We start from the raw sequence: 21435 nt of genomic DNA on the forward strand, positions 1-21435 counted from the left end.
GAGAAGCAAGATGAATGTTGTCGTTGTAGAATCTCCAGCCAAGGCCAAGACAATCAACAAGTATCTCGGCTCCGGCTACAAGGTTCTCGCCTCTTTCGGCCATGTGCGCGATCTTCCGGCCAAGGACGGCTCGGTGCTTCCCGACCAGGATTTCGAAATGTCCTGGGAGGTCGACAACGCGTCCCAGAAGCGCATCAAGGACATCGCCGATGCCGTGAAGGGCTCGGACGGGCTCATCCTCGCAACCGACCCCGATCGCGAAGGCGAAGCGATCTCCTGGCACGTGCTCGATCTCTTGAAGAAGAGGCGGGTTCTCGGCGACAAGCCGGTCAAGCGCGTCGTCTTCAACGCCATCACCAAGAAGGCCGTGCTCGACGCCATGGCCAGCCCGCGCGACATCGACGTGCCGCTGGTGGATGCCTATCTCGCCCGCCGCGCGCTCGATTATCTCGTCGGCTTCAACCTGTCGCCGGTGCTCTGGCGCAAGCTGCCGGGCGCCCGTTCCGCCGGCCGCGTGCAGTCGGTTGCGCTGCGCCTCGTCTGCGACCGGGAATCGGAGATCGAGCGCTTCGTCTCGGAAGAATACTGGAACCTCTCGGCGCTGCTCCGCACGCCGCGCGGCGACGACTTCGAGGCACGCCTCGTTTCGGCCGACGGCAAGCGCTTGCCGCCCCGCGGCATCAAGACCGGCGACGACGCCAACCGGCTGAAGACGCTGCTCGAGGGTGCGACCTATGTCGTTGACTCGGTCGAGGCGAAGCCCGTCAAACGCAATCCGGGGCCGCCCTTCACCACGTCGACCCTGCAGCAGGCGGCGTCCTCCAATCTCGGCTTCAATGCGTCGCGTACAATGCAGGTGGCCCAGAAGCTCTACGAAGGCGTCGATATCGGCGGCGAGACGGTCGGCCTCATCACCTATATGCGTACGGACGGCGTGCAGATGGCACCGGAGGCGATCGACGGCGCCCGCAGCGCGATCGGCGAACAGTTCGGCGCTCGCTACCTGCCGGAAAAGCCGCGCTTCTACTCCACGAAGGCGAAGAACGCCCAGGAAGCCCACGAAGCGATCCGCCCGACCGATTTCAACCGCACGCCGGACAAGGTGCGCCGTTATCTCGACGCCGACCAAGCCCGGCTCTACGAACTCATCTGGAAGCGCGGCATCGCGAGCCAGATGGCGTCGGCCGAGATCGAGCGGACCACGGTCGATATCCTCGCCGACAACAACGGCCACAAGGCGGGTCTCCGGGCCGTCGGTTCCGTCGTCCGTTTCGACGGCTTCCTCGGCGCCTACATGGATCAGCGCGAAGAAGGCGATAAGGGCGAGGACGATGAGGAGGATGGCCGCCTTCCCGAGATCAATGCCCGGGAAAAGCTGGACAAGCGCAAGGTGGATGCGAGCCAGCACTTCACCGAACCGCCGCCGCGCTATTCGGAAGCCTCGCTGATCAAGAAGATGGAAGAGCTCGGCATCGGCCGGCCCTCCACTTATGCCGCGACGCTCGCGACGCTGCGCGACCGCGAATACGTGACGATCGACAAGCGCAAGCTCGTGCCGGAGGCCAAGGGCCGGCTGGTGACCGCCTTCCTCGAAAGCTTCTTCACCAAATACGTGGAATACGACTTCACGGCCGACCTCGAGGAGAAGCTCGACAAGATCTCCGCCGGCGAACTCGACTGGAAACAGGTGCTTCGCGAGTTCTGGCAGGATTTCTTCAGCCAGATCGAAGATACCAAGGAGCTGCGCGTTACCAATGTGCTCGATGCGCTGAACGAGGCACTGGCGCCACTCGTCTTCCCGAAACGGGACGACGGCAGCGACCCGCGCATCTGCCAGGTCTGCGGCACCGGCCAGCTTTCGCTGAAGCTCGGCAAGTACGGCGCCTTCGTCGGCTGCTCGAACTATCCAGAATGCAACTACACGCGCCAGCTTTCTTCCGAAGGCGGCGCGGAGGCGGAGGCGAACGGCCTCAACGAACCGAAGGCGCTCGGCAACGATCCGCATACCGGCGAGCCGCTTACCCTCCGTTCGGGCCGTTTCGGGCCCTATGTCCAGCGCGGCGACGGCAAGGAAGCCAAGCGCTCCTCGCTGCCGAAGGGCTGGAAGCCGGAGGATATCGATTACGAAAAGGCGCTGGCGCTGATCAGCCTGCCGCGCGACGTGGGCAAGCACCCGGAAACCGGCAAGATGATCTCGACCGGCATCGGCCGCTACGGCCCCTTCGTGCTGCATGACGGCACCTATGCCAACCTGGAATCGGTCGAGGACGTGTTCACCATCGGCCTCAACCGCGCCGTCACCGTGCTTGCCGAAAAGCAGAGCAAGAACGGCGCGAACGGCCGCACGCGCGGCACGCCCGCGGCGCTGAAGGAGCTCGGCGACCATCCGGACGGCGGCGCCGTCACCGTGCGTGACGGCCGCTACGGGCCTTACGTCAACTGGGGCAAGGTCAATGCGACGCTGCCGAAGGGGATGGACCCGCAATCGGTGACGATGGAACAGGCGATCGCCCTCATCGTTGAGAAAGGCGGCAAGGCCTCCTCCGGCAAGGCAAAATCGAAGAAAGCTGCAGCCAAAGCCAGCGGCGACACAAAAAAGGCCGCTCCCAAGGCCAAGACGGCGGCCAAGGCTGCGACAAAGAAGGCAGCCGCTCCCAAGGCGAAGAAGACGGGCACGTGAGAGAACCGCGCGACAGATCGAGACCTGCGGGCAGACGCCACGACAGAACCGCCCGCGGGAAAACCCCTTCGGCGGGCGAAAAGTCCGCCATCATCCACGGAGCCGTGCCGCCGCGCGAGGTTCTGCTCGAATTCATCGCCGACAATCCCGACCGTGCCTCGAAGCGGGAGATCGCCAAGGCCTTCGGACTGAAGGGCGAGACCCGCGTGGAGCTGAAGGACCTGCTCAGGGCGCTGGAGGAGGAAGGCCTCCTCACGAAGAACCGAAAGTCGCTAAGCCGCCCCGGCGCCCTGCCGCCGGTCACCGTGCTCGACATCACCACCCGCGACAAGGACGGCGATCTCATCGGCCGTCCGGCGGAATGGCCCGACGAACAGGGCGTGGCACCGGCCGTGCTCATCCGCCAGCCGTCGGAACCGAGGGGCAAGGGCAAGACGCCGGCCGCGGGCCTGAACGACCGGGTGCTTGCGAAAATCTTCCCGAACAAGGACCGGACCGGCCCCGCCTATACTGCAAGGGTCATCAAGCTCCTCGACCGTCGCAGCAATGCCTCGCTCGGCGTCGTCAAGATGCTTGCAAACGGCGAAATCCGCCTGCTGCCGGTGGACCGGCGCGGCGAGGAGATGATCATCGAGCGCGAGGATCTCGGCGAGGCGAAGGACGGCGATCTGGTCGAGACGGAAGTCGCCCGCTCCAGCCGCTTCGGCCTGCCGCGCGCCCGCGTTCTCTCGGTCATCGGGTCGGTTGCCTCGGAAAAGGCGATCTCGATGATCGCCATCTATGCCCACGGAATTCCTCATATCTTTCCGAAGCAGGTGATGGACGAAGCAGAGGCAGCCAAGCCCGCCACCATGTCGAAACGCGAAGACTGGCGCGACCTGCCGCTCATCACCATCGACCCGGCCGACGCCAAGGATCACGACGACGCCGTCTATGCCGAGCCCGACCCCTCGCCCGACAATCCGGACGGTGTGATCGTCACCGTCGCGATCGCCGACGTCTCCTGGTATGTCCGCGCCGGCTCGCCGCTCGACCGCGAGGCGCTGAAACGCGGCAACTCCGTCTATTTTCCGGACCGTGTCGTGCCGATGCTGCCCGAGCGCATCTCCAACGACCTCTGCTCGCTGCGCGAAGGCGAGGACCGGCCGGCGATCGCCGTGCGCATGGTCTTCTCGAAAGAGGGCCGCAAAGCGGGCCACACCTTCCATCGCATCATGATGAAGAGTGCCGCCAAGCTCTCCTACCAACAGGCCCAGGCTGCGATCGACGGCAAGCCGGACGACAAGACCGGCCCGCTCCTCGAACCGATCCTGAAACCGCTCTGGCATGCCTATTCCGTGCTGAAGCGCGGCCGCGACCGCCGCCAGCCGCTCGAACTCGACATGCCGGAGCGCAAGATCGTCCTGAAAGCAGACGGCACCGTCGACCGGGTCTTCGTGCCGGACCGGCTGGACGCGCACAAGCTCATCGAAGAGATGATGATCCAGGCGAATGTCGCGGCGGCCGAAACGCTGGAGAAGAAGCGCCAGCCGCTGGTCTACCGCATCCATGACGCCCCCTCGCTCGCCAAGCAGGAGAGCCTGCGCGAATTCCTGGCGACGCTCGGCATATCCATGGCCAAGGGTGGGCAGGTGCGCGCCAATTCCTTCAACGGCATCCTCGCCAGGGCCGAGGACACGCCGCACCAGACGATGGTCAACGAAATGGTGCTGCGCTCGCAGAGCCAGGCGATCTACAGCCCCGAAAATATCGGCCATTTCGGCCTCAACCTGATGAAATACGCCCATTTCACCTCGCCGATCCGCCGCTATGCGGACCTGATCGTGCATCGCGCGCTCGTCGGCTCGCTGGGGCTCGGCGAAGGCGGCATCACGCCGGACGAAGAGGCGCAGCTCGACGATATCGCCGCGGAAATCTCCACCTTCGAGCGGCGCGCCATGGCGGCGGAGCGCGATACTATCAACCGCCTGATCGCGCACCATCTTTCGACGAGAATCGGCGAGGAATTCGAAGGCCGCGTTTCCGGTGTCACGAAGGCAGGACTTTTTGTCTCGCTTCCGACCTATGGCGCGGACGGTTTCATCCCTATATCCACGCTCGGCAACGACTACTTCATCTACGACGAGGCGCATCAGGCGCTCTCCGGAGAGAAGACCGGCCTCGGCTACCAGCTCGGCGATACGGTCGACGTGCGGCTTGCGGAAGCGATCCCGCTTGCAGGCGCGCTGCGGTTCGAGATGCTGAGCGAGGGCAAGAAGCTGCCGACCGCGATCCGTTCCTTCCATAAATCCGGGAGGCGCGATCGATCCACCGGCCGGGCGAAACCCGGCACGAGGCCGCCGCGCGGCCGAAGGAGATAGGATGCAGAAAAGCGAACAGATGGTCCGGTATGGCGGCGGCCAGGGGGTCGAACGGCCGCTCGGGCGCTCCATCCAGCGCGGCATGCTCAACCGGTGCCCCAATTGCGGCACGGGCCGCCTGTTCCGGGCTTTCCTGAAGCCGGTCGACGCCTGCGCCGCCTGCGGCGAGGAAATGTTTCATCATCGGGCCGACGACTTGCCGGCCTATCTCGTCATCGTCGTCGTCGGCCACGTGCTTCTGACCGGCTATATGCTCACCGACATGGCCTTCCGCGTCTCTCCCTGGGTCCATCTCGCCATCTGGGTGCCGATTGCGGTTCTGGCAGCACTTGTGACCATCCAGCCGATCAAGGGCGGCGTCATCGGCCTGCAATGGGCGCTGAAGATGCATGGCTTCGGCGGCCACGACGACGAGGCGGCCGATCCCGGCACTGATTCCCGCAGGGGCGGGCCGACCGCATGATCTCCTCCGCCGAGGAACACGTGCCGTCCGCCATGGACGCGCCGAAACATGCGCGGATTGCGGGCGTGAAGCCGAAGGATGCGGCATCGCTGATCCTGATCGACCGTTCGACGAAAAGCCCGCGGGTGCTGATGGGCCGGCGCGGCAGCGGCCATGTCTTCATGCCCGATGTCTACGTCTTTCCGGGCGGGCGGCGCGATGCCCGCGACCATGCGCTTCCCTTCGGGACCGATCTCGATCGGCTGGTCCTCGAAAAGCTGCTCTCCGGCACCTCGTCGCGCATGACGCCGAGCCGCGCGCGCGCCCTGGCGCTCGCAGCACTCAGGGAACTTCGCGAAGAAACCGGGCTTGCCGGCGCGGCATCCGCCGATCTTTCCCGGCTGCGCTATGTCGCCCGCGCGATCACTCCGCCCGGCAACGTGCGGCGCTACGACACCCGCTTCTTCCTCACCTTTTCGGATGAAACCCCGTTTGACATGACGCTTTTGGGTGATTCCAGCGAGCTTCAGGACGTGCGCTGGCTTGACATTGCCGAGCTTTCAGGTCTGAAACTCCCGCGCATCACGCAGGCGGTACTGGAGGATGTGCAAAACCTGATGGCGGCCGATCCCTCTTTGCCGTTCGGAACCCCGGTATCCTTCTACTTCATGCGTCACGGGCGCTTCGTCCGCAGCCGACTGTAAGGAATATTGAATGCCTCAGCCGACGACCGACGCCAACGGCCATGTCGAGGAGATCCACTGGCCATCGCTGATCGCCGCCATCTCCGCCATCAGTGCGGTCGGCATTGCCATCGGCCTCGGCCTGCCGCTCCTCAGCATCATCCTGGAAAAGCGCGGCATCCCCTCCACCCTGATCGGCCTGAACGCGGCCATGGCCGGCATAGCCTCCATGCTCGCGGCTCCCGTCACCACCAAGCTCGCGCACGACCATGGCGTCGCGAAAACCATGATGTTCGCCGTGCTGATCGCGGCCCTGAGCGCCATCGGCTTTTATTATGCGGATGCCTTCTGGATGTGGTTTCCGCTGCGCTTCACCTTCCACGGCGCGACGACGACGCTCTTCATCCTGTCGGAATTCTGGATCAACGAAGCGGCCCCGCCACGGCGCCGCGGCCTCGTGCTCGGCATTTATGCGACCGTCCTGGCCGTCGGCTTCGCCATCGGCCCCCTGCTCTTCTCCGCGCTCGGCAGCGAGGGCATCCTGCCCTTCCTGGTCGGCGCCGCCATTATCCTGCTCGCCGTCATCCCGATCTTCATCGCCCGGCATGAAAGTCCCGTGCTCGACACCAAGCCGGAACGGCATTTCTTCCATTACATCTTCCTGGTGCCGACCGCGACGGCTGCGGTCTTCGCCTTCGGCGCGGTCTCCGCGGGCGGCCTGTCGCTCTTCCCGATCTATGCGCTTCGCGAGCAGCTCAGCGAGTCGCAAGCGGCCGTGCTGCTCACGGTCATGGGCATCGGCAACATGGCTTTCCAGATCCCGCTCGGGCTCTTCTCCGACCGGCTGCGCGACCGGCGGCCGCTCCTGACCGCCATGGCGGTCCTCGGCGTCCTGGGGTCGCTCGCGCTGCCCCTCCTGATCCAGAACTGGCTGCTGATGGCGGTGCTCCTCTTCTTCTGGGGCGGCTGCGTCTCCGGCCTTTACACGGTGGGCCTCGCCCATCTCGGCTCGCGCCTCAGCGGCCCCGATCTCGTGGCCGCCAACGCCGCCTTCATCTTCTGCTACGCCGTCGGCACGGTGGCCGGTCCGCAGGGCATCGGCGCCGCGATCGACGTCGCCGGCAATGACGGTTTTGCCTGGGCGCTTGCCGCATTCTTCGGCTTTTACGTGCTGGTTTCCGCCTGCCGTTTGCTTTTCCGGTCAAAACGGAGTTGACTTTTCGAGCGCGATTTGTAATTTCGCGCCAGATTTTGCCGTGGACCCCACCCGCGTCCACGGCTTCATTTTTCTCAGAGGCAGAACGACCATGGCGAAAGCTACGACCATCAAGATCAAGCTGCTGTCGACGGCTGACACCGGTTTCTTCTACGTCACGACGAAGAACAGCCGTACGATGACGGACAAGATGACGAAGACCAAGTACGACCCGATTGCCAAGAAGCATGTCGAGTTCAAGGAAACCAAGATCAAGTAAGTCTTGATCCCGAGGTTACCGGAAGGCGCTGGTCGACCAGGCCGAGCGCCTTTTCTTTTGCCTTTTTCCCGGAATCATGTGATCTAAAACGAAGCGGGCTGCGCGGAAATAAAAAAGCGCCGCTCCTTCGTCAGGATGCGGCGCCTTTGAAACGGGGGTCGACCAGCCTGCAATCACGGCACGAGGAACCGCTTTAGCATGCCTGCCGGTCGACCGACCCCACGACCCAGGAGATGCGGCGGACCTGAGCATCATGGGGCATGGCTGTCCTTTTCAGGAGCTACACCTTCGTTGGCCTCAAAATTGCGCAAAACGAAAAGAAAATCAACAGATTCTTAATTGCGGCTCCGATCTATTTCGGTTGTGGTTAAAATTCGCAACGGAAAACCACGTCCGCGCTCTCTTTTCCCTTACATACTGAAAGTTGACTCAAGAATATCGTATTTTTACATTCGCTTAAATTCTTGAAACATTTCGCCGCATTGAAGAATAACTTGAGGGATGACCGATCATCGCCTTCAAACGGGCGAAAATCCAGATGCTGGCGGGCTCAGGTATTCTCCAGCGACCGACCTATAACGTCAGAGGATACATTTGAAATTTCTTGAGTGCACTGCAACAAGAGAATTTTCTGACTACTGTTCATCAAAATTCTTGCGTCAATTCGCACCTGCGAAAAATAGCATCCACATTCGACAGTTACAGATCGGAAACTTTTTTCCACAGCGCTTGTGGGCGCAAGCAGTCCGATGGTGCCCAGCGGCAGTGAAAACGGCCCTCAGGCAGCGGCTGCAACGACCCTGTTGCGCCCGCCGTTCTTGGCTTCGTAAAGCGCCCGGTCGGCCTGCTTCAGCAATTGTTCCGGGGTTTCGGCGCCGTAAGTGCTGCAGGCGATGCCGAGCGACGCGGTGATGTTGAGCATGAGACCCGCCGCCTTCAGCGCGAAAGGCTGGCTCTCTATGATGCCGCGGAGGCGTTCGGCGATCGCGGCAGCCGCAGCGGCATCCGTATCGGGCATGACGACAACGAATTCTTCGCCGCCATAGCGGCAGGCAAGATCTGCCCCCCTCACCGTCGAGCGGACGCGCGCTGCGAATTCCTTCAGCACTTCGTCTCCCGCATCATGCCCGTAGGTATCGTTGACCGACTTGAAGCGGTCGATATCGGTGATGCAGACCGAGAGCGGCCGCGAACGGGCGGCGGCACGGTCGAACAGCACCTTGAGGTGATTGTCGAGATAACGCCGGTTGCTGAGGCCGGTCAGCCCGTCGGTCACGGCAAGCTCGATCGTCTGGCGGACGCTCATCCTCAAGCGGTCGTTGTAGCGCTTGCGCTTGATCTGGGTGAGCACGCGGGCGACAAGCTCGTTCGGATCGATCGGCCGGACGATGTAGTCGTTGACGCCGAGTTCCAGTGCCCGAACAATGACGTCGTCGGCGCCAAGCTCCGTCACCAGGAGCAGCGGCAGGAAGCGCGTGCGTTCCAGAGAGCGGAGCTGCGAGCAGAGGCGCAAGGGATCGTATTCGTCGAAATTGGCATTGACGATCACCAGGTCGACCGGGTTTTCGGCCGCCTCGAAAAGCGCTGCCTGCGGGTCCGACATGGCGATCACCTCGGCGATCGGCTTCAGCGCCTTGATGATGCGCTCCTGCGAACTCGCGCGCCCGTCGACGAGCAGGACCTGGGCCGTCTCGTCACGGCCGTCCGTCCCTTTCAGCATGTCCTCGAGCGCGATGTTGTGCGCCGTATCGGCACGGATGCGCAGCTCGTCGCTCAGCGCCTTCAGCCGCACAAGGCTCTTCACCCGCGAGATGAGCTGCAGGTCGTTGACCGGCTTGGTCAGGAAATCGTCGGCGCCGGCCTTCAGGCCGCGCACGCGGTCGGAAGGCTGATCGAGCGCGGTGACGATGACGACCGGGATATGGGCGGTGCGCGGATTGGCCTTCAGCCGCTCGCAGACCTCGAAGCCGTCGAGACCCGGCATCATGATGTCGAGCAGGATCAGATCCACATGGGTGCTGTCGCAGATCGCCAGCGCCTTGTAGCCGTCATCGGCCGTCAGGACGTCGAAATATTCCGCCAGCAGCCGGGCTTCGAGCAGCTTCACATTCGCCGGAATATCGTCGACTACCAATATGCGCGCCGTCATGACGTTCGTCCCGATCTCATGCGTCGCCCAAATAGGTCTTGATTGTCTCGATGAATTTCGGCACCGAAATGGGCTTGGAGACATAGGCCTCGCAACCGCCCTGGCGGATGCGCTCCTCGTCTCCCTTCATGGCGAAAGCGGTCACCGCGATCACTGGAATGATGTGCAGCTCGTCGTCCTCCTTGAGCCATTTGGTGACTTCGAGGCCGGAAACTTCCGGAAGCTGGATATCCATGAGGATGAGGTCGGGGCGATGCTTGCGGGCGAGATCGAGCGCTTCCATCCCGTTGCGGGTCTGGATCGTATCGTAGCCGGATGCTTCGATCAGGTCGCGGAAGAGCTTCATATTCAGCTCATTGTCCTCGACAATCATCACCCGTTTGGGCATGGCTATCCGTTCCTTGCAAGCGTGCCTTCGGTATATAAGCTCGCGGAACGGTCGTTTCCACAGAGCCCCCCTTCAGACACGGTAAGACCATTTAGTTGAAAAATAGGTAACTTGACAGACGATGCCGCGCGAACCCGACTACAATCGACGCAATTCGGCCGATGCCGAAGAAACGGCGGCCGCCATTCTCGGCTGGCTCGCCAACGAACCGGATATGCTTGGCCGCTTCCTGGCGTTGTCCGGCCTGCAGCCGAACCAGTTGCGCGGCGCGGTGAACGATCCGGGTTTTCTTTCTGGAATGATCGACTTCCTGATGGGACACGAGCCGACGCTGCTTGCCTTCTGCGAGGCGACGGGTACAAAACCGGAAACCGTAGCTGCAGCCTGGCGCCATTACTCCGGCCCCGTTTCCGGCGAGTTCTGAGATGACGGAAATCCTCGACCTCTCCCATATCCGCCTCGGCGACCGGCCGCTCATCGTCTGCGACGTGGATGACGTGGTGCTGCATTTCGTAGCGCCCTTCCAGGATTTCCTGCGCGGCGAAGGTTATCAGCTCGTGCCTCGCTCCTTCCGGCTTACCGGCAATATCCTTTCCATCGCGACCGAGGCCGCGCTCGAACAAACGGACGTCCGCCGGCTGATCGAGGCGTTTTTCGAGGCGCAGGAAAACTGGCAGGTCCCGTTCGATCTCGTCATCCAGACCCTGGAGGGTCTTTCCAGCGAAGCCGACATCGTCTTCCTTACCGCCATGCCCTCGCGCTATCAGGAGCAGCGCCGTCGCCTGCTCGACCGGATAGGACTGGCCTTCCCGCTGATCGCCAGCGACGAAGAGCCCAAAGGGCTGATCATGCGGCGACTGCATGCGGACCGGCCCCTGCCCTCGGTCTTCATCGACGACATGGCTCATCAACTCCAGTCCGTACGGGACCATCTCCCTCAATCCCTGCTCCTGCACATGATGCCCGACTCTCCCCTGCATGTCCTCGCTCCGAAGCCCGCCGAAGACATCGTGCGGGCGACCGACTGGCCGCATGCCGCGGCGCTGATCCGTGCGCATATCCAGCCGAAAGCAGCGTGAGATCACAATTCCAGCCGCATCAGCGGCCGTCCGTCCTTTCGCCGCGCGATTTCCCTGAAGCCCGCCCCCTCGAATACCCGCATCGACCCGACATAAAGGCCGAGCGATTTCGACGTCTTCGCCTGTTCCATGGGACAGCTTTCGAGGATGCGCGCGCCGCTTTCCCGGGCAAAACGGACCGCGGCATCCAGAATCCGATGGCTGTTGCCCTTGCCGCGATAACGGCTGCCGATGAAGAAACAGCTCACGGCCCACACCGAAGGATCTTCCGCGTCGGCCGGGTCCAATGGCCGCGATACGGTGCGCGGCGAGTTCCACTGCGGAACGTCTGCGCGGGGCCCCACCTGCACCCAGCCGGCCGGCCGATCACCGACATAGCCCAGCAGGCCGGGCGGCGGCCCGTTTTCGAGGCGCCTGTGAATGAATTCCTTCTTCGCAGCCCCATCAAGCGCCTTGCGTTCGGCAGCAGGCACCCGGAAATAGGTGCACCAGCAGCCGTAACAGGCGCCGTTCGGCCCGAAGAGGGTCACGAAATCGTCCCACCTGTCGGGCGTCAGTGGATAGGCGGCGAAGACGTCCATACCGGCTCGCTCATCTCTTGAGACTCACAAGCTTAAGGCCTATTGTCGCGGCGTTCAACCTTTGTTCCGGTCATGGCACCTGCACCTGACAAGACACCCGGCTTCTGTCGCGACTGCCTTGCGGAGCAGAAGGCGGACACACGCCGATGCCGTGCCTGCGGCAGCCCGCGCCTCGTCTATCACGGGGAACTCTACGATCTCACGCTGGCGCATATCGACTGCGACGCCTTCTACGCGACGATCGAGAAACGCGACAATCCCGACCTCGCCGACAAGCCGGTGATCATCGGCGGCGGAAAGCGTGGCGTCGTCTCGACCGCCTGCTATATCGCCCGTATCAACGGCGTACGCTCGGCCATGCCCATGTTCAAGGCGCTGGAACTCTGCCCCGAGGCCGTCGTCATCCCGCCGAACATGGAGAAATACGTGACTGTCGGCCGCCAGGTGCGGCAGATGATGATGGATCTGACGCCCCTCGTGCAGCCGCTTTCCATCGACGAAGCCTTCCTCGAGCTCGCCGGCACCGAACGGCTGCACCACGATCCGCCGGCGCGCATCCTCGCCAGGCTTGCAACGCGCGTCCAGAACGAGCTCGGCATCACCATCTCCATCGGCCTCTCCTATTGCAAGTTCCTCGCCAAGGTCGCTTCAGACCTCCAGAAGCCGCGCGGCTTTTCGGTGATCGGCCGGCAGGAGGCCCTGGAATTCCTGGCGGCACGCCCCGTCACGACGATCTGGGGCGTCGGCAAGGCCTTCAACGCGTCGCTGGAAGCGGACGGTATCCGCACCATCGGGCAGCTTCAGACCATGGAGGAGGCCGACCTGATGCGCCGCTACGGCACGATGGGCCAGCGGCTCTACCGGCTTTCACGCGGGATCGACGACCGGGAGGTGCATCCCAACGAGGCGGCGAAAAGCGTCTCGGCCGAAACCACGTTCTTCGACGACATTTCCCGCCGCGACGAGCTCGTGCCGATCCTGCGGCGGCTTTCCGAAAAGGTTTCGACGCGGCTGAAAAAGCACGGCATCGCCGGCCAGACCGTGGTGCTCAAGATGAAGACGGCCGACTTCAAGATCCGCACCCGCAACAGGAGGCTGGAAGACCCGACGCAGCTCGCGGACCGCATTTTCCGGACCGGGCTTTCGCTGATGGAACGCGAGACCGACGGCACGAAATTCCGCCTCATCGGCATCGGCGTCACCGATCTCGTCGATCCGGCGCTCGCCGATCCGCCTGATCTCGTCGACCGGCAGGCCGGCCGTCGCGCCGCCGCCGAAGCGGCCATGGACAAGCTGCGCGACAAGTTCGGCAAAGCGGCGGTGGAGACCGGATACACATTCGGGAACCGCCGGCGGGATCCGTGACGTGTGACCCGTTTTTAACCATGATCCTAAGATTATACGCACTGCCGAAAATCTTCCTTAACCTGATGCGCTAATATGCGGATCGTGTATTGCGTATGGGGTCTGGTATGTTGCGTCACCTGGTGTTCGGGTTTGGTCTCCTGTCTGCGACGATGCTGTCGCATACGGCCTTCGCGGGAGCGGGTGGCACCCTGCAGATCGTCATTTCCAAGGATAAACAATCGCTTACCGTCTATGACGGCGATACGGTCGTGACCACGTCGAAAGTATCTACCGGCAAGGCCGGCCACACGACGCCGAGCGGCATCTTCTCCATTCTCGAAAAGCGCAAATATCACGAATCGAACATCTATTCGAACGCGCCCATGCCGTGGATGCAGCGGCTGACCTGGTCCGGCATCGCGCTTCACGAAGGCGTGGTGCCGAATTATCCCGCCTCGCACGGCTGCATCCGAATGCCCGGCGCATTCGCCCAGTCGCTCTACCAGATGACGGAACGGGGTGCGCATGTGATCGTCACCGACGCTCCGGTCACGCCGGAGCGGATCGAGAGCGCTGCACTCTTCCTGCCCCGCAAACCTTTGCCGAATGGGCCGCTCTTTCCGGATGTCGAGCTGCGGACCTCGTCGATCCGGGGAACGTCCAAACCGGTCGAAGTGGCGATGAACGTCGTGCCGAACAATCCCGCCGCTACGCATTCGGACGTCGTGACGGATGCGCCGGCGGCCGGGGCGGAAGACCAAGACGCAGCACCGCTGCGCATCCTCATCACCCGCCGCGGCGAGCGCGAAACGCTGATGGACGCCCAGGTGCTGCTGCAGGACCTCGGTTTCGAGACCGGCGGCACCGACGGTTTGGCCGGTCCCATGACCCGCAGCGCGATCGCCGGCTTCAAGCGCTGGAAGAACATTTCCCCCAAAGGGCCGCTGGTGACCCCGGAATTCCTGGCCGCTCTCTACGAGTCCGCCGGCAAGACGCAGCCGCCGGCCGGCCAGATCATGGTGCGGCAGAATTTCGAGCCGCTGTTCGAAGCGCCGGTCGGGATCAAGGACCCGGAAATCGCGCTCGGCACGCATTTCCTCACCGTCGACAAGCTGGACCGCCGTGCAGAAACCGCCGAATGGCATGGCATGACGGTGCCGAACGAGCTCAGCGCCGCGACGATGCGGCGGCTCGGGATCACCGTCGCCGACGATCCAAACGCTTCCGGTGCCGCCGCGCGGACAATCGATCGCATCGAGATTCCGGCCGATATCCGGGACCGGATCGAAACGCTGATGACCGACGGCACGTCGATCACGATCAATGACGAGGGCCTCGGACCGGAAACCGGGAAAGGTACGGACTTCGTAACGATCACGCGGTCCCAGCCCAAGGTTGCCGCAGCCGAGACATCCATCGCCAAGCCCCGTCCGGTGCGCCAGCCTCAAGCTGCGCCGAGGTACCGCACGATCGGCCTTTATTGAGAAACGTCAGCGATCAAACCAGCTCGACATCGAGGACGCCGGGGGCCGCGCGAAGCGCCGCGGCGATCTCCGGCGAAATGCGGTATTTCTCCGTCAGTTCCACCTCGATCTCCCTCTTGCCGTCGTCCTTGATGACCACGAAGGAGACGAGCCCGTCGCCCTTGGCGTTCAGATGCCGTGCAACCGTCTTCAGCGGGCCGGAATCGCGGACATAGACACGCAGCGCCTTCTGCATCTGCACCGATTTCTCTTCCAGCGACTGCGCCGTCTGGATACGCAATCCGATGCCTTCCGGCCGCTCTTCCGCCTGCACGGTGATGAGCAGCGATTTGCCGGGTTCCAGCAGATCGCGATACTGCGCCAGGCCTTCGGAGAACAAGACCGCCTCGAACTGGCCGGAGGAGTCGGAGAAGGCGACGATGCCCATCTTGTTGCCGGTGCGGGTCTTGCGCTCCTGACGGCTCGTCACCGTGCCCGCCAGCTTTCCGAAGCTTGCCCCTCCCTTCACCGAGACGGAGAATTCCGCAAAGGTCTGCACCCGCATCTTGGCAAGGATGTTCGCATAAGAGTCGAGCGGATGGGCCGAGAGGTAGAAGCCGAGCACCTGGTATTCGCGCATCAGCTTCTCGGAGGGCGTCCAGGGATTGAAAGGCGGCAGGATCAGCTTTTCGGGTCCCGCGCTGGCGGACGAGCCGAAGAAATCCGACTGGCCGCTGACCTTCTCCTCCTGGGCGCGCTGCGCATAACCGATGATCCGGTCGAGACCACCGACGAGCTCCGCACGATCGATGCCGAAGCAATCGAAGGCGCCGGCCGAGATCAGGCTTTCCATGACGCGGCGGTTGATCTGCTTCGGATCGATCCTGAGGCAGAAATCCTCGATGCTCTTGAACGGCCGGTCGCCGCGCACCTCGGTGATATGATCGACGGCCGATTCACCGACACCCTTGATGGCCGCGAGCGCATAATAGATCTTGTTCTCGCCTGTTTCGAAATGCCGGTAGGACGTCTGAACCGAAGGCGGTATGACGGCGATGCCGAGGCGTCCCGCATCCTGCCGGAAGTCGTTCAGCTTCTCGCTGTTCGACATATCGTAGGTCATCGACGCGGCCAGGAATTCGACGGGGTAATGCGCCTTCATGTAGGCGGTCTGGTAGGAAACGATCGCATAGGCCGCGGCGTGCGACTTGTTGAAGCCGTAGTTCGCGAATTTGGCAAGCAGGTCGAAGATCAGGTCGGCCTGGGGCTTCGAGACGCCGTTCTTCACCGCGCCATCGACGAAACGGGCGCGCTGCTTGTCCATCTCCTCCTTGATCTTCTTGCCCATGGCGCGGCGGAGCAGGTCGGCCTCTCCGAGCGAATAGCCCGAGAGCACCTGGGCGATCTGCATGACCTGTTCCTGATAGACGATAACCCCTTGGGTCTCCTTCAGGAGGTGGTCGATCATCGGATGGATCGACTCGATCTCCTCCTCGCCGTGCTTGCGGGCGTTGTAGACCGGAATGTTCTCCATCGGGCCCGGACGGTAGAGCGCGACGAGCGCGATGATGTCCTCGATGCAGTCCGGCCGCATGCCGATCAGCGCCTTGCGCATGCCGGCACTTTCCACCTGGAACACGCCGACCGTCTCGCCGCGCGAGAGCATTTCGTAGGTCTTCTGATCATCCAGCGGGATCTTTGCGAGATCGACCTCGATGCCGCGCTTCCTGCAGAAATCGACGGCGGTCTTCAGCACCGTCAGCGTCTTCAGCCCCAGGAAGTCGAACTTCACAAGGCCGGCCTGCTCCACCCATTTCATGTTGAACTGGGTGACCGGCATGTCCGAACGCGGGTCCCGGTACATCGGCACGAGCTTCGACAGCGGCCGGTCGCCGATGACGATGCCGGCGGCGTGGGTCGAGGCGTGGCGGTAGAGGCCTTCGATCTTCTGGGCGATGTCGAGGAGGCGCGCGACGACCGGCTCCTTCTCGGCCTCTTCCTGCAGTTTCGGTTCCTCTTCGATCGCCTTCGAAAGCGGCGTCGGATTGGCCGGGTTGTTCGGCACCAGCTTGCAGATCTTGTCGACCTGGCCATAAGGCATCTCGAGCACGCGGCCGACGTCGCGCAATGCGGCACGCGCCTGCAGCGAACCGAAGGTGATGATCTGCGCCACCTGTTCGCGGCCGTATTTCTGCTGCACGTAGCGGATCACCTCTTCGCGGCGGTCCTGGCAGAAGTCGATGTCGAAGTCCGGCATCGAGACGCGTTCCGGATTGAGGAAGCGTTCGAAGAGCAGCGAGAAGCGCAGCGGATCGACGTCGGTAATGGTCAGCGCGTAAGCGACCAGCGAGCCCGCACCCGACCCGCGGCCCGGGCCGACCGGAATGTTATGGACCTTCGCCCATTTGATGAAGTCCGAGACGATCAGGAAGTAGCCGGGGAACTTCATGCGCTCGATGATGCCGAGCTCGTAATCCAGACGTTCCCGATAATCCTGTTCCGTATAACCGGGCGTCATGCCGAGGGTTGCGATGCGATCCTCCAGCCCCTCGACCGCCTGGCGGCGCAGCTCGTCCGCCTCGGCCCGTTCAGCCTCCTCCTGATCACCGGTCGCGCCGGTGAAGCGCGGCAGGATCGGATTGCGCGTATTCAATATGAAGGAGCAGCGCCGGGCGATCTCGACCGTGTTCTCCAGCGCCTCCGGCAGGTCGGAAAACAGCGCCGCCATTTCCTTCCGGCTTTTCAGATAATGATCCGGCGTCAGGCGAAAGCGGTTGTCGTCCGAGACGATCGCGTTATGGGCGACCGCCATCAGCGCGTCATGGGCGTCGTAATCCGCCTTCGACGGAAAGAAGGCCTCGTTCGTCGCGACCAGCGGCAGGTCATGGTCATAGGCCAGCGCCACCATCTTCTGCTCGTGCCGCCGGTCATAGGACCCATGGCGCTGCAGCTCCACATACAGCCTGTCGCCGAAGGCCTCTCTCAGCTTCAACAGACGCGCCTCGGCGAGCGCGGCATTGCCGTCCTTCAGAGCCATGTCGACCGGCCCGCTCGATGCGCCTGTCAGCGCGATCAGCCCTTCCGTACCGCTCTCTTCCAGCCAGGAGCGGCGGATATGCACGGCGCCATGTCCTTCGCCGCCGAGATAAGCGCGGCTGATGAGGTCGACGAGCCTCTCGTAGCCCGCGGCGGTCGCAGCGAGCACGACGATCGCCGGCAGCTTCGCAAGCTGCTGCTGGCCGTTTCGCCGCTCGTCCGCCTGGTCCTCCATGTCGATCGAAAGCTGGCAACCGATGATCGGCTGCAGCCCGTCACCGATCGCTTTCTGGGCGAATTCCAGCGCGACGAAAAGATTGTTGGTATCGGTAATCGCGATCGCAGGCTGATGGTCCGCGACCGCCTTCGACAGGATCTTCTTCAGCGGCAGAGCGCCCTCAAGAAGGGAATAGGCGGAGTGAACGCGCAGGTGGACGAATTGCGGGGTTGCCCCGAGTTCTTCCGATCCCGATTTTACGTCCGCCGCGTCCGCCATATCCGCACCCTACCATTCTCATGAATCAGGCTATTTTCCGGTGTGGCCGACGGAGAGTCCAGTTCGGATTTCCTCGCTCAACCTCTTTCGAACGACGGAGCCTGAGCGAAGAACCGGATCACATCGCCATGACGATCATGGACAGGCTGGCCACGAAGGTGGCGATGGAAGCGAATGCGGCAATGTCACGAAGAATGTCAGTCATCGTCGTCTCCCGTGTTCCTTTATGTTTTTACTTTGTTCTCATTTTGTTTGAGAGTCAACAAGAGAACAAAACAAGAAACACGGAATCGCGATTATGGTTAAGATCGAGCCGGCGCGCCGGCCCGGGCCCTCTCATTCACCGGCAGGTTTTGCAGAGATGAAGCGCCTTGCGATCATCCAGCAGCCCAGCGCCCAGGTCGCCCCGGCGCACCAGCCTCCGAGCACGTCGGTCGGATAGTGGACGCCGAGATAGACGCGGCTGAGCCCGATGAGCGATGTCAGGAAGATGGCCGCGAAGATCAGAAAAATCCGTGTCGACCGGTAGGGCTGCGCCCGCGACAGCAGCGCCCCGAGAGTGAGGTAGGTGACGGCGGAAAGCATCGCATGCCCGCTCGGAAAGCTGAGGTCATAGACTTCCACCAGATGCGGGACGATGTCCGGCCGTGGGCGCGCCACGCCGAGCTTCAACGCGTTGCTCACAAGCCAGCCGCCCAGGATCGACAGGAACATGAAGGCGGCAATGGCCTTCTGCCGCGCCAGCAGAAGATAGGTGGTCCCCAATACCGTCATCAACGACAGCACCGTCGTACCGCCGAGCGCAGTGATATCGCCCATGGCATGGTTCAGCCAATAGGGGCCGATCGGTGCGGACAGGTCGTCGGCGCTGCGCAAGGCAAGCAGGATGCGCTCATCGAACGCACGCGTCTCCCCTTCCAGAACCTCGCCGGTCAGGCTGAAGAACAGCAACAGGCCGCCGGCCAGCAATGCGAACATCGTCAGGCCGATCGGCTCGAACGTCATGAACCTTTCGACGATCTTTTGTCTGACGCGGGAGTGGAAGGCCATGGTGTCCTTTCGTTTCTGCCGAATACGCCGCCGGTCTGACCCGCGCGGAACACGATAAAGACCGACCGTTTCCAACAGATAGGGACCGAAGGGCCACCGCATCAACCGCGACGCCTGACTTTTTGGCCGTCAGACCATGCCGGCGCGGGCCAGCCTCTACATTTCCGCGACCTTGCCGCCTTCGATCGTGACGCGGCGGTCCATACGCCCGGCGAGCTCGTGGTTGTGGGTGGCGATCAGCGCCGCAAGGCCGGACTGGCGCACCAGCGCCTCCAGTGCGTCGAAGACATAGGATGCCGTCTTCGGGTCGAGATTGCCGGTCGGCTCGTCGGCCAGGAGCACGCGCGGCGCATTGGCGACTGCGCGGGCGATCGCCACGCGCTGCTGCTCGCCACCGGAAAGCTCGGCCGGGCGGTGGTCGGCGCGGTGGCCGATGCGCATGTAGTCGAGAAGCTGGGCCGCCCGCTCCTTCGCCTCAGCCTTCGAAAGCCCGGAGATCAGCTGCGGCATCATGATGTTCTCGAGCGCCGAGAATTCCGGGAGAAGATGGTGGAACTGGTAGACGAAACCGATCTCGGAACGGCGGATCGCGGTGCGCTCGTTGTCCGGGAGACCGTTGCAGGGCTGACCGCCGACGAAGACCTCGCCGCCGTCCGGATGCTCGAGCAGGCCGGCAAGATGCAGCAGCGTCGATTTGCCCGTGCCGGAGGGAGCCACCAGCGCGACGATCTCGCCGCTGTTGAGCTCGAAATCGGCGCCCTTCAGGATCGAAAGCATGGTCTCGCCCTGGCCGTAGTGACGTTCGACGCCCGAGAGCTGCAAGACGGGTTTGCGTGCCATGAAGGATGCGGATCCTATTCTCTATTCGTAGCGGAGGGCCTGGACAGGGTCCAGCTTGGAGGCCCGCCATGCGGGGAAGATGGTGGCCATGAAGGAGAGCGCCAGCGCCATGATGACCACCGACAGCGTCTCGCGGAAGCTCATCTCGGCCGGCAGCTGGCTCAGGAAATAGAGCTCCGGATCGAAGAGAACCGTGCCCGAAAGCCAGGAGAAGAACTGGCGGATCGATTCGATATTGAGGCAGACGACGACGCCCAGAAGCACGCCGGCGACGGTCCCGACGATGCCGATCGCAGCCCCGGTCATGAAGAAGATGCGCATGATCGCGCCGGAACCGGCGCCCATGGTGCGCAGGATCGCGATATCGCTGCCCTTGTCCTTCACCAGCATGATGAGGCCGGAGATGATGTTGAGCGCGGCGACCAGCACGATCAGCGTCAGGATCATGAACATCACGTTGCGCTCCACCTGCAGGGCGGAGAAGAAGGTCTGGTTGCGCTGGCGCCAGTCGGTGATGAAGATCTGCCGGCCGGCGGCAGCTTCGACCAGCGGCCGGATGCCGTCGACATTGTCGGGATTGTCGATGAAGAGTTCGATCGACTGCACGATGCCGTCGGCATTGAAATAGAGCTGCGATTCCTCCAGCGGCATGTAGATGATCGTCGCGTCATATTCCGACATGCCGATCTCGAATATGCCGGAGATCGTATAGGACTTGACGCGGGGATTGACGCCCATGGGCGTCACGTCGCCTTCCGGCGAGATCAGCGTGATCTGGTCTCCGGCGCCCAATCCGAGCTGCGCCGCGAGCCGCGAGCCGACCAGCACGCCCTCCCCCGAGGCGAAGCCGACCAGATCGCCCGACTTAACGTTGCCGGCCACCTCGGTGAGCTTTTCGATATCCTCCGGACGCACACCGCGCACCAGCGCGCCGGAGCCTGCACCGCCGCGACCCGAAGCGAGCGTCTGGCCTTCCACCAGCGGCAGCGCCATCTTGACGCCCGGCACGGCGGCGAATTTCTGCGTAAGCTCGGCGTAATCGGTGAGCGGCCCGTCGATCGGCTGGACGATCATATGGCCGTTGATGCCCAAAATGCGGGAGATCAGCTCGGTGCGGAACCCGTTCATCACCGCCATGACGATGATGAGGGTGGCGACCCCGAGCATGATGCCGATGAAGGAAAAGCCGGCAATGACGGAGATGAAGGCTTCGCGACGGCGCGAACGCAGGTAACGCCAGGCGACCATGCGCTCGAAGGCCGAGAAGGGGCCGGCCGAAGGCGATTGCTGCCCTGCCTTTTCCGCTTCACCATTCGTTGCGACGCTCGCCATGCCGTTTCCTCAACCTGCCGGCGGGGAATTCCGC

17 protein-coding genes are annotated in these 21435 nt (G+C 63.0%); 10 read left to right on the forward strand and 7 right to left on the reverse strand.

The window, feature by feature from the left end:
* The first annotated feature begins 10 nt into the window (after positions 1–10).
* The 6 genes from topA to rpmG all read left to right on the forward strand — a co-directional run bounded on the left by topA (position 11) and on the right by rpmG (position 7640).
* Positions 11–2680 carry a type I DNA topoisomerase gene (gene topA, locus QTA58_RS00525; protein ID WP_289671283.1) on the forward strand — a complete coding sequence of 890 codons (2670 nt, stop codon included), beginning with the start codon at positions 11–13 and terminating at the stop codon, positions 2678–2680.
* Positions 2677–5040: a ribonuclease R gene (gene rnr / locus QTA58_RS00530; RefSeq protein WP_289671284.1), complete on the forward strand. Its 2364-nt coding sequence runs from the start codon at positions 2677–2679 to the stop codon at positions 5038–5040. The genes topA and rnr overlap by 4 nt, the downstream gene beginning before the upstream one ends.
* Position 5041: 1 nt before the next feature.
* Positions 5042–5503, forward strand: a complete 462-nt coding sequence (locus QTA58_RS00535; RefSeq protein WP_289671285.1) for a DUF983 domain-containing protein — start codon at positions 5042–5044, stop codon at positions 5501–5503.
* A 32-nt stretch (positions 5504–5535) separates the two neighbouring features.
* On the forward strand, positions 5536–6186 hold the full coding sequence (locus QTA58_RS00540; RefSeq protein WP_289673305.1) for an NUDIX domain-containing protein: 651 nt from the start codon (positions 5536–5538) through the stop codon (positions 6184–6186).
* Between the two features lie 10 nt (positions 6187–6196).
* A complete protein-coding gene (locus QTA58_RS00545; RefSeq protein WP_085423081.1) occupies positions 6197–7381 on the forward strand; it encodes an MFS transporter in 1185 nt (394 codons plus the stop codon).
* Between the two features lie 91 nt (positions 7382–7472).
* Positions 7473–7640 (forward strand): 50S ribosomal protein L33, encoded by a 168-nt coding sequence (rpmG, locus tag QTA58_RS00550; protein WP_003587245.1) that lies wholly within the window; start codon positions 7473–7475, stop codon positions 7638–7640.
* Positions 7641–8418: 778 nt separating this feature from the next.
* Here the strand turns inward: rpmG and QTA58_RS00555 are convergent.
* Complete coding sequence (locus QTA58_RS00555) at positions 8419–9789, reverse strand: PleD family two-component system response regulator (protein ID WP_085423080.1); 1371 nt, start codon at positions 9787–9789, stop codon at positions 8419–8421.
* A 16-nt stretch (positions 9790–9805) separates the two neighbouring features.
* Positions 9806–10177 carry a response regulator gene (locus QTA58_RS00560; protein WP_085423079.1) on the reverse strand — a complete coding sequence of 124 codons (372 nt, stop codon included), beginning with the start codon at positions 10175–10177 and terminating at the stop codon, positions 9806–9808.
* Between the two features lie 121 nt (positions 10178–10298).
* Between QTA58_RS00560 and QTA58_RS00565 the strand changes: the two genes are divergently transcribed.
* Together QTA58_RS00565 and QTA58_RS00570 are read left to right on the forward strand one after the other, a co-directional pair.
* Entirely contained in the window at positions 10299–10601 is a 303-nt protein-coding gene (locus tag QTA58_RS00565; RefSeq protein WP_085423078.1) for a DUF3572 domain-containing protein, read from the forward strand.
* A gap of 1 nt (position 10602) precedes the next feature.
* Entirely contained in the window at positions 10603–11256 is a 654-nt protein-coding gene (locus tag QTA58_RS00570; RefSeq protein ID WP_289671289.1) for a hypothetical protein, read from the forward strand.
* Positions 11257–11258: 2 nt separating this feature from the next.
* Here QTA58_RS00570 and QTA58_RS00575 read toward each other — a convergent pair whose 3' ends face one another.
* Positions 11259–11837, reverse strand: coding sequence for a GNAT family N-acetyltransferase (locus QTA58_RS00575; protein WP_085423076.1), 579 nt, complete (start codon positions 11835–11837; stop codon positions 11259–11261).
* A 72-nt stretch (positions 11838–11909) separates the two neighbouring features.
* Between QTA58_RS00575 and QTA58_RS00580 the strand changes: the two genes are divergently transcribed.
* Both QTA58_RS00580 and QTA58_RS00585 read left to right on the forward strand, forming a co-directional pair.
* The gene (locus QTA58_RS00580) at positions 11910–13202 is read left to right on the forward strand and encodes a DNA polymerase IV (RefSeq protein ID WP_289671290.1); all 1293 of its coding nucleotides are present in this window, start codon (positions 11910–11912) and stop codon (positions 13200–13202) included.
* A 107-nt stretch (positions 13203–13309) separates the two neighbouring features.
* Complete coding sequence (locus QTA58_RS00585) at positions 13310–14668, forward strand: L,D-transpeptidase family protein (protein ID WP_289671292.1); 1359 nt, start codon at positions 13310–13312, stop codon at positions 14666–14668.
* 13 nt (positions 14669–14681) lie between these two features.
* On the opposite strand, the gene dnaE is transcribed toward QTA58_RS00585, so the two are convergent.
* The 4 genes from dnaE to QTA58_RS00605 form a co-directional block, all read right to left on the reverse strand.
* Positions 14682–18179, reverse strand: coding sequence for a DNA polymerase III subunit alpha (gene dnaE, locus QTA58_RS00590; RefSeq protein WP_289671293.1), 3498 nt, complete (start codon positions 18177–18179; stop codon positions 14682–14684).
* A 336-nt stretch (positions 18180–18515) separates the two neighbouring features.
* Positions 18516–19229 (reverse strand): phosphatase PAP2 family protein, encoded by a 714-nt coding sequence (locus tag QTA58_RS00595; protein WP_289671294.1) that lies wholly within the window; start codon positions 19227–19229, stop codon positions 18516–18518.
* A 156-nt stretch (positions 19230–19385) separates the two neighbouring features.
* Positions 19386–20069, reverse strand: a complete 684-nt coding sequence (locus QTA58_RS00600) for an ABC transporter ATP-binding protein (protein WP_085423071.1) — start codon at positions 20067–20069, stop codon at positions 19386–19388.
* A 21-nt stretch (positions 20070–20090) separates the two neighbouring features.
* Positions 20091–21401 carry a lipoprotein-releasing ABC transporter permease subunit gene (locus QTA58_RS00605; protein ID WP_289671295.1) on the reverse strand — a complete coding sequence of 437 codons (1311 nt, stop codon included), beginning with the start codon at positions 21399–21401 and terminating at the stop codon, positions 20091–20093.
* Between the last annotated feature and the right edge of the window lie 34 nt (positions 21402–21435).

Origin of the sequence: Neorhizobium sp. CSC1952 (assembly GCF_030378245.1) — a bacterium.
Taxonomy (GTDB): Bacteria; Pseudomonadota; Alphaproteobacteria; order Rhizobiales; family Rhizobiaceae; genus Neorhizobium; species Neorhizobium oryzae_A.

Coding starts and splice junctions, on each gene's coding strand:
- topA (WP_289671283.1), top strand. CDS start 11: ATGAATGTTGTCGTTGTAGAATCTCCAGCCAAGGCCAAGACAATCAAC.
- QTA58_RS00535 (WP_289671285.1), top strand. CDS start 5,042: ATGCAGAAAAGCGAACAGATGGTCCGGTATGGCGGCGGCCAGGGGGTC.
- QTA58_RS00540 (WP_289673305.1), top strand. CDS start 5,536: ATGGACGCGCCGAAACATGCGCGGATTGCGGGCGTGAAGCCGAAGGAT.
- QTA58_RS00545 (WP_085423081.1), top strand. CDS start 6,197: ATGCCTCAGCCGACGACCGACGCCAACGGCCATGTCGAGGAGATCCAC.
- rpmG (WP_003587245.1), top strand. CDS start 7,473: ATGGCGAAAGCTACGACCATCAAGATCAAGCTGCTGTCGACGGCTGAC.
- QTA58_RS00555 (WP_085423080.1), bottom strand. CDS start 9,789: ATGACGGCGCGCATATTGGTAGTCGACGATATTCCGGCGAATGTGAAG.
- QTA58_RS00560 (WP_085423079.1), bottom strand. CDS start 10,177: ATGCCCAAACGGGTGATGATTGTCGAGGACAATGAGCTGAATATGAAG.
- QTA58_RS00565 (WP_085423078.1), top strand. CDS start 10,299: ATGCCGCGCGAACCCGACTACAATCGACGCAATTCGGCCGATGCCGAA.
- QTA58_RS00570 (WP_289671289.1), top strand. CDS start 10,603: ATGACGGAAATCCTCGACCTCTCCCATATCCGCCTCGGCGACCGGCCG.
- QTA58_RS00575 (WP_085423076.1), bottom strand. CDS start 11,837: ATGGACGTCTTCGCCGCCTATCCACTGACGCCCGACAGGTGGGACGAT.
- QTA58_RS00580 (WP_289671290.1), top strand. CDS start 11,910: ATGGCACCTGCACCTGACAAGACACCCGGCTTCTGTCGCGACTGCCTT.
- QTA58_RS00585 (WP_289671292.1), top strand. CDS start 13,310: ATGTTGCGTCACCTGGTGTTCGGGTTTGGTCTCCTGTCTGCGACGATG.
- dnaE (WP_289671293.1), bottom strand. CDS start 18,179: ATGGCGGACGCGGCGGACGTAAAATCGGGATCGGAAGAACTCGGGGCA.
- QTA58_RS00595 (WP_289671294.1), bottom strand. CDS start 19,229: ATGGCCTTCCACTCCCGCGTCAGACAAAAGATCGTCGAAAGGTTCATG.
- QTA58_RS00600 (WP_085423071.1), bottom strand. CDS start 20,069: ATGGCACGCAAACCCGTCTTGCAGCTCTCGGGCGTCGAACGTCACTAC.
- QTA58_RS00605 (WP_289671295.1), bottom strand. CDS start 21,401: ATGGCGAGCGTCGCAACGAATGGTGAAGCGGAAAAGGCAGGGCAGCAA.